This window comes from Desulfovibrionales bacterium (genome assembly GCA_028715605.1).
GTDB lineage: Bacteria > Desulfobacterota > QYQD01 > QYQD01 > QYQD01 > QYQD01.
The window spans coordinates 36,145-48,423 of record JAQURM010000006.1; the positions used below are offsets into that span (position 1 = coordinate 36,145).

Annotated in this window: 13 protein-coding genes; all 13 read left to right on the plus strand. The window is 51.5% G+C overall.

Annotation, left to right across the window (positions count from 1 at the left end; genetic code table 11):
- The first annotated feature begins 357 nt into the window (after nucleotides 1-357).
- The 13 genes from amrB to rpiB all read left to right on the plus strand — a co-directional run bounded on the left by amrB (nucleotide 358) and on the right by rpiB (nucleotide 12,276).
- The gene (amrB, locus tag PHT49_07720; protein ID MDD5451762.1) at nucleotides 358-1,158 is read left to right on the plus strand and encodes an AmmeMemoRadiSam system protein B; all 801 of its coding nucleotides are present in this window, start codon (nucleotides 358-360) and stop codon (nucleotides 1,156-1,158) included.
- 314 nt (nucleotides 1,159-1,472) lie between these two features.
- On the plus strand, nucleotides 1,473-2,876 hold the full coding sequence (gltX, locus tag PHT49_07725; protein ID MDD5451763.1) for a glutamate--tRNA ligase: 1,404 nt from the start codon (nucleotides 1,473-1,475) through the stop codon (nucleotides 2,874-2,876).
- Nucleotides 2,877-3,076: 200 nt separating this feature from the next.
- Nucleotides 3,077-3,595: a DUF177 domain-containing protein gene (locus tag PHT49_07730; GenBank protein ID MDD5451764.1), complete on the plus strand. Its 519-nt coding sequence runs from the start codon at nucleotides 3,077-3,079 to the stop codon at nucleotides 3,593-3,595.
- 18 nt (nucleotides 3,596-3,613) lie between these two features.
- Entirely contained in the window at nucleotides 3,614-3,793 is a 180-nt protein-coding gene (gene rpmF, locus PHT49_07735; protein ID MDD5451765.1) for a 50S ribosomal protein L32, read from the plus strand.
- A gap of 182 nt (nucleotides 3,794-3,975) precedes the next feature.
- Nucleotides 3,976-5,043, plus strand: coding sequence for a phosphate acyltransferase PlsX (gene plsX / locus PHT49_07740; GenBank protein ID MDD5451766.1), 1,068 nt, complete (start codon nucleotides 3,976-3,978; stop codon nucleotides 5,041-5,043).
- 34 nt (nucleotides 5,044-5,077) lie between these two features.
- A complete protein-coding gene (locus PHT49_07745) occupies nucleotides 5,078-6,058 on the plus strand; it encodes a ketoacyl-ACP synthase III (protein ID MDD5451767.1) in 981 nt (326 codons plus the stop codon).
- A gap of 27 nt (nucleotides 6,059-6,085) precedes the next feature.
- Nucleotides 6,086-7,243, plus strand: coding sequence for an acyl-CoA dehydrogenase family protein (locus PHT49_07750; protein ID MDD5451768.1), 1,158 nt, complete (start codon nucleotides 6,086-6,088; stop codon nucleotides 7,241-7,243).
- A 225-nt stretch (nucleotides 7,244-7,468) separates the two neighbouring features.
- On the plus strand, nucleotides 7,469-8,251 hold the full coding sequence (locus PHT49_07755) for an electron transfer flavoprotein subunit beta/FixA family protein (GenBank protein ID MDD5451769.1): 783 nt from the start codon (nucleotides 7,469-7,471) through the stop codon (nucleotides 8,249-8,251).
- Between the two features lie 10 nt (nucleotides 8,252-8,261).
- Nucleotides 8,262-9,458 carry an electron transfer flavoprotein subunit alpha gene (locus tag PHT49_07760; protein ID MDD5451770.1) on the plus strand — a complete coding sequence of 399 codons (1,197 nt, stop codon included), beginning with the start codon at nucleotides 8,262-8,264 and terminating at the stop codon, nucleotides 9,456-9,458.
- Complete coding sequence (gene fabG, locus PHT49_07765; GenBank protein MDD5451771.1) at nucleotides 9,455-10,201, plus strand: 3-oxoacyl-[acyl-carrier-protein] reductase; 747 nt, start codon at nucleotides 9,455-9,457, stop codon at nucleotides 10,199-10,201. The genes PHT49_07760 and fabG overlap by 4 nt, the downstream gene beginning before the upstream one ends.
- 44 nt (nucleotides 10,202-10,245) lie before the next feature.
- Nucleotides 10,246-10,479 carry an acyl carrier protein gene (acpP, locus tag PHT49_07770; protein MDD5451772.1) on the plus strand — a complete coding sequence of 78 codons (234 nt, stop codon included), beginning with the start codon at nucleotides 10,246-10,248 and terminating at the stop codon, nucleotides 10,477-10,479.
- A 98-nt stretch (nucleotides 10,480-10,577) separates the two neighbouring features.
- Entirely contained in the window at nucleotides 10,578-11,819 is a 1,242-nt protein-coding gene (fabF, locus tag PHT49_07775; GenBank protein ID MDD5451773.1) for a beta-ketoacyl-ACP synthase II, read from the plus strand.
- Between the two features lies 1 nt (nucleotide 11,820).
- Nucleotides 11,821-12,276 carry a ribose 5-phosphate isomerase B gene (rpiB, locus tag PHT49_07780; protein MDD5451774.1) on the plus strand — a complete coding sequence of 152 codons (456 nt, stop codon included), beginning with the start codon at nucleotides 11,821-11,823 and terminating at the stop codon, nucleotides 12,274-12,276.
- Nucleotides 12,277-12,279 lie beyond the last annotated feature (3 nt).

The following is a 12,279-nucleotide window of genomic DNA, read 5'->3' on the forward strand; positions in this document are numbered from 1 at the left end:
AGTCGTCGCTCCTCGGCGCCTTGCATCTAATATCTTGCCGGTGATCAGGAATACTCCATAACCGGATGATGTTAATCTTGATAGCTAAGCTAGACGGTGGATTTGGGTTGTAACGACTATTGTGCACATGCTATTATGGATCATCGTGAAAGAGTGTGGGTAACTTTCTCTTAAAATAAGACAGGCTTTTTATTATCCCCCCTTTAGCAAAGGGGGGCGAGGGGGGGGATTTGAAGGGCAATCAATTATAAAATCTCCACTAACCCCTCTTTTCCAAAGAGGGGAATAGAGAAGGGTAAAAAATTACCCGCTCGATTACGCGAAGCCCCGCTATTACAAATGCAAGAGGTAATAAATATGGTAAGAAAACCAGCCGTAGCCGGTCAATTTTATCCGGGGTCGGCGGCAGCCTTAGAAAGGGAAGTGCGGTCGTATCTGGTTCCGGGGGAGAAGAAGGAAGTCCTGGGGGTTATTTCCCCTCACGCCGGGTATATATACTCCGGCCACGTAGCCGGGGCGGTCTTTTCCCGTATAGCCGTTCCCGATGATGTGATTATATTAGGTCCCAACCACCGGGGCATGGGCGATTCTTATGCCGTGATGGCCGAGGGTACATGGCAGATGCCTAACGGCGAGGTCTCTATCAATAAGGAACTCGCTTCCCTGATACTTGGGCATTCACGCCATATTACAGTTGATTACCGCGCCCATGCTTATGAGCATTCACTGGAGGTGCAGGTTCCTTTTCTGCAGGCGTTAAATAAGGATTTCAGGCTGGTGCCAGTCGTCCTCGCCCATGCGGGCTGGGAGGTCTGCCGGGAGATCGGCGAATCTATAGCCAAGGCCATCAAGGATTACAGCCGGAAGGTGCTTATCGTGGCCAGTTCAGATATGACCCACTACGAGTCTGACAAGTCCGCCAGGCAGAAAGATAAGTTGGCGATTGACCGCATCCTGGCCCTTGATCCGCAGGGCCTTTTAGCCACAGTCCTTAAACACGATATCTCTATGTGCGGGGTTGTCCCGGCAACGATTACCCTGACAGCCTGCAAAGAGCTAGGGGCTACTCATGCTGAACTGGTTAAGTATGCCACCTCAGGTGATGTCAGTGGTGATTACCTGCAGGTGGTCGGGTACGCCGGACTTCACATAGAGTAACCCGGCGTTCAGCTCTCAGCCTAGGAGCAAAACCTTGGCAGAAATGGAATCCTTCGTTCCTTCGCTTCATGGCTTCCGCAGTGACCCTGTCGGGGTTCGCAGACGGAGAACACCTGAATCCTTCTCGCTCATCCTCGATGGGTTCCCTCCTGCTCCAGTAAATTTCGCTCAGGAACATCGGATTCCATAAAAGTGGGGAAAGTTCGGATGTAGTTACGCTTGCTAAAAACAAGAATGTTTATTACATTGGCGGGGTCTGCGGCCCCGTTTTATTTTTTAAGGCGGTTAATTAAGCAGGGAAGGAATCTATAATTATGTCTGAGGTACGCACGCGTTTTTCGCCCAGTCCAACTGGTTATCTCCACATTGGCGGGGCGCGCACCGCCCTGTTTAACTGGCTTTTCGCCCGGAGGCATGGCGGGACGTTTGTCCTGCGGATTGAAGACACAGATGTAGCCCGCTCTACAGAAGAGGCGACCCGGGCTATTCTGGACGGCCTTAAATGGCTGGGTATTGATTGGGACGAAGGCCCGTATTTCCAATCTCAGCGTCTGGATATCTATCAGTCTTACATTGACCGCCTTGTGTCGGAAGGAAAGGCATATTATTGTTCATGTTCGCCGGAGGAATTGGATGCCAGAAGGAAGGCCGCTATGGCCGAAGGGAGAAAGCCAAAATATGACGGCACCTGCCGTAATCGGCGTCTTGAGAAAGGACCGAATACCGTCGTCCGTTTTCGCGCCCCGGAGCACGGAACAACTGTAGTACATGATCTGGTAAAAGGGGCAACGGTTTTTGACAATGCAGAACTGGACGACCTGATTATACAGCGCAGCGACGGCATGCCCACTTACAACTTCGCCGTGGTGATAGACGACATCAGCATGGAGATTACCCATGTTATCCGGGGCGACGATCACCTGAATAATACCCCTCGTCAGATATTGCTCTATGAGGCCTTGGGCTGGCCGGCGCCGGAGTTTGCCCATGTGCCTATGATTCTGGGCGCAGATAAAAGCAGGCTCAGTAAACGCCACGGAGCCACCTCCGTACTGGCTTATAAAGAGATGGGCTACTTACCCCAGGCCATGCTTAACTATCTGACCCGGCTCGGCTGGTCTCATGGAGACCAGGAGATATTCTCGCGGGAAGAATTGATTGAAAAGTTTTCTTTAGAGAATGTGGGTAAGTCTGCGGGCATCTTTAACCCGGATAAACTTCTCTGGCTGAACGCCCATTATATTAAGGAAGAAGACCCGAATAGATTGGCCCGGCTTGTTCTCCCATTTCTGGAACAGCACGGCATTAAGGTGGAAGATGTGTCTTATCTGGCCAAGGCTATTCCTGCCCTGCAGCCGCGCAGCAAGACGCTGGTAGAGATGGCCGGGGGCATGCCCTTTTATTTTAAAGATGAATTGGACTATGAAGAAAAAGCCGCCCGGAAGTTTCTTACCCCGGACATTAAAGGACTCATGCAGCAGATTTTGGAAGAATTAAAAGGGCTTCCTCTCTTTCGACAGGAGGATATGGAGGCTACATTTGAACGTTTCTGCGCCGAAAAAGATATTAAATTTAAACAAATAGCCCAGCCCCTCCGGCTCATACTTACCGGCAAAACAGTAAGCCCGGGCCTGTTTGAGTTGATGGAAGTCCTCGGCCCGGAAAGGGTAGTAAAGCGCTTGGAGCGAGGCATTAAGTACCTCGCCTCTACGGTATGAGAGCGCCTGCCGCATTTTCTTGAAATCCGTATTAGGCCACCATTTAATCTTGACATGACCGGTTTTTTGTATATATTTGACAAGCTATGCATTTTTTATGTGTAGTTTTTAAGTCGCAGATATTACAGGATAAAAATTAGTAAATTATCTCTGATTCTTCCGGGACTCTGCGGCAATTTTAAGTTTTTAAAGGTCCGGCCTTGAAGATAAAGGTACATGACATCCCCCAGGAAGGGTTAAGCTGCCGTGTCGAATACGGGGGAGAGATTCTACAGGATATAACTCAGGTACAGGAGCCGATCGCGGTTAACATAAAGATTGAACGGATGGGACGCGATATCCGGGTCAGGGGCGATATTAAGGCCAGGCTATTACTTAACTGCAGTCGTTGCCTGGAGGATTTTGCATGGGCGCTGGCGGATGAATTCGATTTCCTGTTGATGTTACCCCCCGGAGAAAAGGGTTATCCCGAAATTGAGCTTTCACCTGAGGATATGGACGTCTCTTTTTTTGACGGGGAGACCGTGGATGTGGCGCAGATCGCGGCCGAGCAGATATTCTTGCAGATGCCTGTCAAACCTCTCTGTCATGAGGAGTGTAAGGGGCTGTGTCCGCATTGCGGCGTCAATCTGAATCTTATCTCATGTGACTGCCGGGCAGAGGCGACTTCCTCGGCATTTGAGACGTTGAGAGATATAACACTCAAGGATAGATCATAAAAATAAGGAGAATTTAATATGGGATTACCAAAAAGAAGACATTCAAAGTCAAGGAGGGGAAAACGGCGGGCCCAGCAGGGCTTGGCGTTGTCCGGTCTTTCTCTTTGCCCGCAGTGCCAGGAAACCAAGTTGCCGCACCGTGTTTGTCCTCACTGCGGCACTTATAAGGGCCGGACCTTAATCGAAGTAACCGAATAATAACTAGCTTCCATCCGGAAACTCTAAAATTCCGTATGGAGCACTCAGCAATCAGCGTTCAGCATGAAGTCGGTTCACCGTTCACTGTTGACCGTTTACCGAAAGAAAATTTCGGACAACGGTTAACGGATAACAAACAAGCTGATAGCTGAAAGCGTGAACCCGGAAACAGTGGTTTCCGGATGAACACTAACCATATAACCAACTATGATATGATAAGAGTAGCTGTTGATGCCATGGGGGGCGACCATGCCCCCACCGTGGTCATAGAAGGGGCCGCTCAGGCTGTAAAGGAAAGGCCTCTTTCCATCATTCTGGTTGGCCGGGAAGATCTATTAACTCAAGAAATTGAGCGTCTCGGGGCCGGATCGGGTCATTTTATCATACAAAATGCCGCAGAAGTTGTGGGCATGGATGAATCTCCTTCTGAGGCCTTAAAAAAGAAGAAGGATTCTTCTATCCGGGTGGCGTTTGAGATAGTGGGCCAGGGCCGGGCCGACGCAGCCGTCAGCGCCGGAAATTCCGGCGCCACGCTGGCTACGGCCAGTTTTGTGCTGGGAAGGCTGGAAGGGGTGGAACGGCCGGCTATTGCCGGTGTCCTTCCTACTCTAAAGGGACCGACGGTGATGATTGATGCCGGGGCCAATGTGGACTGTAAGCCCCATCATCTTCTCCAATTCGGTATAATGGGCACGGTGTTTTCTCAGGGTATTTTGGGGGTATCCAATCCGCGTGTAGGTCTGATGAGTATAGGCGAAGAGGGCGCCAAAGGAAATCTGGTGGTAAAAAAGGCGTATGGGCTTTTTTCCGCGAGTTCACTCAACTTTATAGGTAACGTGGAAGGAAGGGACGTCTTTAGAGGCGACGTAGATGTTATTGTCTGTGATGGTTTTGTCGGCAATGTCTCGTTGAAGTTAAGCGAAGGTCTGGCCGAGGCCATCAGTCTTATGCTCAGGGCCGAGATAGAAAAGAGCCTTTTTGCCAGGGCAGGTTATTTGTTATGTAGTAGCGCCTTCCGAAGGTTTAAGAAAAAGGTGGATTATGCAGAGTACGGAGGAGCCCCTCTTCTGGGTATAAATGGCATCGGAATTATTGCCCATGGCCGATCTTGTCCCAGGGCCATCAAGAATGCCATTTTGATGGCTGCTGAGTTTGTATCACAGAAGCTGAACGAACACCTCCTTTCCAATTTAAGAAACAGCGGTGACTTGCAGGCCCTGGGCAGGCGGCGGGTCGTATCTGACAGGTAACACAGGAACAGGAAAATCTGAGGAGAATTTTATTTTGGTACGCACGGTTATTGTCGGCACAGGTTGTCACTTACCGGCGAGGGTATTGACCAACCAGGATCTGGAAAAGATGGTCGATACCTCTGACGAATGGATTACTACGCGTTCGGGAATAAAAGAGCGCCGCATCTCCTCTAAGGATGAACCCTGTTCCTTCCTGGCCACGCAGGCGGCTAAGAAGGCCCTGGATATGGCCGGGATTAAGGCCGCAGAACTGGATATGATCATTGTCTGTACCCTTACGCCGGATATGCTCATGCCCACGGCCGCCTGTCTGGTACAGAAAAATCTTGGGGCAGAAAGGGCAGCGGCCTTTGACCTGTCTGCGGCGTGTTCCGGTTTTCTCTATGGTCTGGCTACCGCCGACAATTTTATCCGGAATAATATCAAGTTAAAAATACTGGTTATAGGGGCTGAGGTTCTCTCCTGTCGCGTCAATTGGAAGGATAGAAATACGAGTGTCCTTTTCGGGGATGGGGCCGGAGCAGTGGTGGTAACCGGTCGTAACGGAAAACGAGGTATCCTCTCCAACCATCTGCACGCCGACGGCGCTCTCTGGAAACTTTTACATATCCCGGGAGGCGGTTGCGTGTCGCCACCCTCCCGCCAGATGCTGGACGACAATCTGCAGTACATTCACATGCAGGGCCGTGATGTGTTTAAGCTGGCCGTAAGGGCCATGGAAGAATCCGCCCGGGAGGCCCTGGAGGCCAATAACTTATCTCCGCAGGATATAGACCTTTACATTCCTCATCAAGCCAATATACGAATTATTAACAGCATCGCTGAGCGCCTGCAACTGCCCAGGGAAAAGGTCTATGTTAATATCCATAAATATGGCAATACATCGGCCGCCACCGTTCCCATTGCCCTGGATGAGGCCAACCGTGAAGGGCGCATCAGGGAAGGAGATTTAATAATGCTCAATGCCTTCGGTGGAGGTTTTACCTGGGGGGCCTCGCTGATTAGATGGTGAAAGATATTAATGAAAGGGTGATTTTCTATGGATTATTTCCTGACTGATGAGCAGAAGATGATTGTGGATCTGGCGCGTAAGATAGCCGAAGAAAAGGTTGTGCCCGTGCGTGCGGAACTGGATGAAAAAGAGGAATTTCCCTGGAAGATAATGGAAGACCTAGCGAAGGCAGACCTCTTCGGAATCTATCTTCCGGAAAAATACGGTGGATTTGGCGGGGGATGCTTTGAAAACTGTCTGGCTGTGGAACAACTCGGGCGCGCCTGTATTGGCGTAGCCACAACCTTCGCCGCCAGCGCCCTGGGGGCCCTTCCCATCCTTTTCTTCGGCAGCGAAGAGCAAAAGCAGAAATATCTGCCGGAGATCGCCAGTGGCCGAAAATTGGCGGCCTTCGGCCTGACGGAGGCCGGGGCAGGAAGCGATGCCGGAGGTATCCGCACCACGGCGACGAAAGACGGCGACGCCTATATTCTAAATGGAACCAAGCAATGGATAACCAACGGCGGTGAGGCGGAAATCTATACGATAATCGCTCTAACGGATCGAGAAAAAGGGGCGCGGGGAGCAAGCGCCTTCATCGTAGAGAAAGGGGATGCCGGGTTTAGCTTCGGGAAAAAGGAAAAGAAGATGGGGCTTCGGGCCTCATCTACACGGGAACTTATATTTGACCATTGCCGCATCCCCAAAGGCCGGCTTATCGGCCGTGAAGGCATGGGCTTTATAATAGCCATGAAAATCCTTGATCTGGCCAGGCCGGGCATCGGATCCCTGTCCGTCGGCCTGGCGCAAGGGGCTTTGGATGCCGCTGTGCAATATGCCAAAGAGCGGGTGCAATTCGGTCATCCCATAATCTCGTTCCAGGCCGTGCAGCACATGCTGGCGGATATGGCTACCCAGACGGAGGCGGGCCGGGCCCTGGTCTATGCCGTAGCCAGATATATAGACAGTAACCCCAAAGATATAAGTAAGGTCTCGGCCATGGCCAAGCTCTTTCCCAGTGATGCGGCCATGCAGGTGACCACTGATGCGGTCCAGGTCTTTGGCGGCTATGGTTACATGAAGGACTATCCCGTGGAGAAGATGATGCGGGACGCCAAAATACTTCAGATTTATGAAGGAACCAACCAGATCCAACGCAGTGTCATTGGCCAGGCACTGAATAAGGAATATAGCCGCACTAAGTAAAGCTCAAAGCTGAAGGCTGAAAGCCAAAAAGAATGACAAAGTTCAAAGCTCGAAGTTCAAAACGTCACTGGTCATTGGTTAAGTTGGAGGATGGATCACTTTTACCAGTGACAAATGACTATTGACTAATGACTAGTTCCCGCCGCGCTGCGCGCGCCGGGAACGGTCTTCGGCGTATCCGGCTTAGGATTCAGAATTCGGGATTTACTTTAGGAGAAATATTAAATGGACATCGTAGTCTGCATAAAACAGGTTCCAAATTCGGCCCATGTCCGTATTGATCCTGAGACCAAAGCCCTGGTACGGGAGGGGGTAGAAAGCATTGTCAATCCCTATGACATGCACGCCCTCGAGGCCGGATTGAGTCTTAAGGAACGTTATGGAGGAAAGGTAACGGTATTAACCATGGGCCCGCCCCAGGCTGAAACGGCGCTCAGGGAGGCCCTTTCCTGTGGCGCTGATGAGGCCGTGCTCCTTTCCGATCGGGCCTTTGCCGGTTCTGATACCTGGGCTACTACCTATATCCTATCTCTGGGCATTGAAAAGATCGGCCATTTTGATTTGATTATTTGCGGAAAACAGGCTATAGATGGGGACACAGCTCAGGTCGGCCCCGGTCTCGCTGAGCGTTTAAATCTTCCTTATGTTACCTATGTGCGGCGGATAGAATTCGTGGAAAACGGCGCCATGCGTGTGCAAAGGCTGATGGACAGTGGATACGACGTGCTTGACCTGCCCCTGCCGGCCCTTTTAACCGTGGTCAAAGAGATCAACGAGCCTCGTCTTCCTACGCTTAAGGCCAAGATAAGGGCCAAGAATCAGCAGATTCCCGTTTATGGGGCCAAAGAGCTTGGCGCTGATGAAAAGAAGATCGGTCTGGCTGGATCATTTACCGAGGTAACCGAGATTTTTGCCCCGAAATGGGATAGAAAGCGCCTGATGATCGAAGGCCCGGTCGAGGAACAGGTAGAGATTTTGCTTAAAAATATTAAACAGATTAGGTATTAAATATCAATATATGAGCATAAGAATAGACCAGGATAAATGCACCGGTTGCGGAACTTGCGTTGAATCCTGCCCCTATGAGGCTATTACCCTGGAAAATGGCATAGCCAGAGTCGGCGATGCCTGTGTCCTTTGTGGAATCTGTGCGGATAACTGTGAGGCCGGAGCTATTGTTATTGAACGGGCCCGGGATATGGCCGGGGAAGACCTTAAGTCCTACCGTGGCGTGTGCATTTTTGCCGAGCAGGGATATGGAAAGATGCACTCCGTCTCCTATGAACTTCTTGGTGTCGGTCGGCGCTTGGCTGACGATTTGGGGGTAGAATTAGTCGCAGTCCTGTTGGGTCACAATGTCACGAATATGGCGGATGAACTGGCCGCCTATGGAGCTGATAAGATATATGTGATCGATCATCCGGAGCTGGCCTGTTACAGCGACGATGCCTATGGCAATGTCCTGGTGGATGTCATCCGGCAGTGTCGGCCGGAGATCTTCCTGGGAGGGGCTACAGCTATCGGCCGTTCGCTTATTCCCCGCGTGGCTACCATGCTCGGCGTCGGCCTTACTGCAGATTGCACAGAACTGTCTATACGTAAGGAAGACCGGTTATTGCTCCAGACCCGGCCAGCCTTTGGCGGGAATGTTATGGCTACCATTGTCTGCCCCAGATCGCGGCCCCAGATGGCCACGGTCCGGCCCAAGGTGATGAAGAAGGGGGATTACACCCCCGGTCGGAGGGCCGAAGTCATTTCTGTTACTCCCGGTTCGGACCGGGTGCGTTCCCGTGTACGCCTGGTAAATTCGGTTAAGGAAGAGACCGATCTGGTCAATGTGGCGGAGGCTGATGTTATAGTCACCGGGGGAAGGGGCCTGAAAAACGCGGAAAATTTTGCCTTGCTGCACGAACTGGCCAGACAACTGGCCGGCGCTGTTGGAGCCACACGGGCCGCAGTGGATGAGGGATGGATATCTTATGCCCATCAAATAGGACAGACAGGGAAGACCGTCAGTCCCAAGCTTTATATCGCCTGCGGGGTGTCGGGAGCGGTACAGCATTTGGTAGGTATGCAATCTTCAGATATCATCGTGGCTATTAACAGTGATCCTGGCGCCCCTATTTTTGATGTAGCTACCTATGGGATAGTCGGGGACCTCTTTGAGATTATTCCGGCGTTAACCAAGAGACTTAAGGAGTCATCAAGCTCATGAGCTTCCAGGGGAAGGTGGCGATAGTCACGGGTGGATCAAGAGGTATCGGCCGGGCCATAGCCCTGCGTCTGGGAGGCCTCGGCGCAAGGGTGCTCATAAATTATACGGCCAATGAAAAGGCGGCCATCGAGGTTAAAGAGGCCATTGAAAAGGGTGGCGGCACAGCCAGCATTCATTGCTTTAATGTCTCTTCTTATCAAGCGGCGCAGGATTTCTTCGGCCAGGCGCTTGAGGAATTGGGACGTATCGATATACTGGTAAATAATGCCGGGATTACCTGCGATGGACTGTTGGTACGCATGAAGGAAGAAGACTGGGACCGTGTCCTGGACGTCAACCTGAAGGGCGCCTTTAATTGTATTCGTGCTGTGGCCAGGGCCATGATGAAACAACGGACCGGCCGCATAATTAATATTTCTTCCGTGATCGGGGCCATGGGTAATGCCGGACAGGCCAATTATGCCGCTTCCAAGGCCGGGTTGATGGGGCTCACCCGCTCCGTAGCCAGGGAGCTGGCCCCGCGCGGTATCTGCGTGAATGCCATAGCCCCGGGTTATATTGAAAGTGATATGACCGCAGCTATACCCGAGGAGATAAAAAAGTCTTTATCCGCCCAGATACCTTTGGGCAGGCTGGGCACACCCGAAGATATAGCCGATATAGTGGAATTTTTGTCCTTAGATAAGGCCGGCTACATAACCGGACAGGTCATACATGTGAATGGCGGCATGTTTATGGGATAAATTTATCCTTATTAATATTCGAAAATACAGGGAGGAAAAATAATATGTCTGTGCAGGATCAGGTAATAGAGATTATTGCTAATCAGTTGAGCGTAGCCAAAGAGGAGGTTACCCCTAAGGCCTCTTTTGTTGACGATCTCGGCGCTGATTCATTAGACTTGGTAGAGTTGGTAATGGCTATGGAGGAGAAATTTGGCGTCGACATCGCGGACGAAGATGCGGAGAAGATGAAGACTGTCCAGGATGCCGTCAATTATATCCAGGCACAGCAGAAATAATAAATTAGACGGCCCGGCAATCAGTGGTCTTTTGGGGCTTCTTTGCCTTGGCTGACCGTTGGGGACGATGGCCGAATACTTACAGGTGGAGTGGTGTCTTGAAGCGAAGAGTGGCGGTTACTGGTTTGGGGTTGATTACTCCCCTTGGCATCGGGGTAAAAGAATCCTGGCCGGCGGCATTGGCAGGAAAATCCGGAGTAGGGGAGATCACACGCTTTGATACCAGGGATTTTTCGACAAAGATCGCGGGGGAAGTCAAAGGCTTTAATCCTGAAGACTTTATACCCAAGAAACTGATCAGGCGCATGGATCTGTTCATCCAATATGGCATTGCTGCGGCCAGTATGGCCGTTGAAGATGCCAATCTGGTCATCAGTGAAGGGAATGCAACCCGCGTGGGGGTGCTCACCGGCAGCGGACTCGGCGGATTAGGGACAATCGAAGAATATCACGGCGTCCTTTCAAATGAAGGCCCGCGGCGAGTCACACCGTTTTTTATTCCCATGGTTATCCCTAATATGGCCTGTGGCCACATATCAATACTCTATGGCGCCAAAGGGCCCAATATCTCTGTGACTACGGCCTGCGCGGCCGGCTCGCACGCTATAGGCGAGGCGTTCAGGATAGTTCAGGGCGGTGCGGCAGATGTTATGATCTGCGGGGGTGTGGAGTCGGTAATTACCCCGCTCACGGTGGCTGGTTTTAGTTCTATGAAGGCCCTCTCCGCTCGAAATAATGACCCTGCCGCAGCCTCCAGGCCTTTTGAAAAAGACCGGGACGGATTTATTATCGGCGAGGGCAGCGGTATGATTATCTTGGAAGACCTCGATACTGCCTTAAATCGCGGGGCGAAAATATATGCGGAGATCGTCGGATATGGCTTAAATAGCGATGCCTACCACATGACCGCGCCTGCGCCGAGCGGGGAAGGCGCAGCCAGATGTATGCAGCTCGCCCTGGATGATGCCGGCCTTTCTCACCAGGACATTGATTATATCAACGCCCATGGCACATCGACCTCCCTTAACGATTTCATGGAAACTTTAGCTATAAAGAGCGTGTTTAAGGAGCGAAGCCAAAGTGTCCCGGTCAGTTCGACTAAATCTATGACCGGCCATCTTTTAGGCGGGGCCGGTGGCGTTGAGGCGGTTTTCTGTGTCTTGTCTATTGTAGATGGCGTAGTGCCCCCGACTATAAACTATGTAACGCCGGATCCGGAGTGCGACCTGGACTACGTGCCCAACCAGGCACGCAAGGTAGAAGTCAAGACAGCCATGTCTAATTCCTTTGGGTTCGGAGGCACAAACGCCGTTATCATCTTTAAAAAATTCGAGGAATAAAATGGAAGTGGCACTGGGTTGTGACCATGGCGGCTACGCCTTGAAAGGGCCGATAAGGCAATATTTGGCGTCAAATGGCATCTCTTGCTGTGATGTAGGCGCCGATAGCGAAGACTCGGTCGACTATCCTGTTTATGGGATGAAAGTTGCTAAACTGGTCTCCAGCGGCGAATGCCAGCGCGGAATTTTGCTCTGCGGCAGCGGAATAGGCATGTCTATTGTGGCCAATCGCCTGCCCGGGGTTCGGGCCGCCCTGTGCCATGACATTTACACGGCGCGCCTGAGCCGCCAGCATAACGATGCCAACGTATTGGTCCTGGGGGCCAGGATTATTGGACCGGGGCTGGCCATGGAGATCGTTAAAACGTGGTTTGAAACGGAGTTTGAGGGTGGCCGGCATAAGAGACGCATTGATTTGATAGATAAGCTTGCCGGGGAAGAGAAGCTTAAAGCTTAAGGC

Coding starts and splice junctions, on each gene's coding strand:
- amrB (MDD5451762.1), top strand. CDS start 358: ATGGTAAGAAAACCAGCCGTAGCCGGTCAATTTTATCCGGGGTCGGCG.
- gltX (MDD5451763.1), top strand. CDS start 1,473: ATGTCTGAGGTACGCACGCGTTTTTCGCCCAGTCCAACTGGTTATCTC.
- rpmF (MDD5451765.1), top strand. CDS start 3,614: ATGGGATTACCAAAAAGAAGACATTCAAAGTCAAGGAGGGGAAAACGG.
- plsX (MDD5451766.1), top strand. CDS start 3,976: ATGAACACTAACCATATAACCAACTATGATATGATAAGAGTAGCTGTT.
- PHT49_07750 (MDD5451768.1), top strand. CDS start 6,086: ATGGATTATTTCCTGACTGATGAGCAGAAGATGATTGTGGATCTGGCG.
- PHT49_07755 (MDD5451769.1), top strand. CDS start 7,469: ATGGACATCGTAGTCTGCATAAAACAGGTTCCAAATTCGGCCCATGTC.
- PHT49_07760 (MDD5451770.1), top strand. CDS start 8,262: ATGAGCATAAGAATAGACCAGGATAAATGCACCGGTTGCGGAACTTGC.
- fabG (MDD5451771.1), top strand. CDS start 9,455: ATGAGCTTCCAGGGGAAGGTGGCGATAGTCACGGGTGGATCAAGAGGT.
- acpP (MDD5451772.1), top strand. CDS start 10,246: ATGTCTGTGCAGGATCAGGTAATAGAGATTATTGCTAATCAGTTGAGC.
- rpiB (MDD5451774.1), top strand. CDS start 11,821: ATGGAAGTGGCACTGGGTTGTGACCATGGCGGCTACGCCTTGAAAGGG.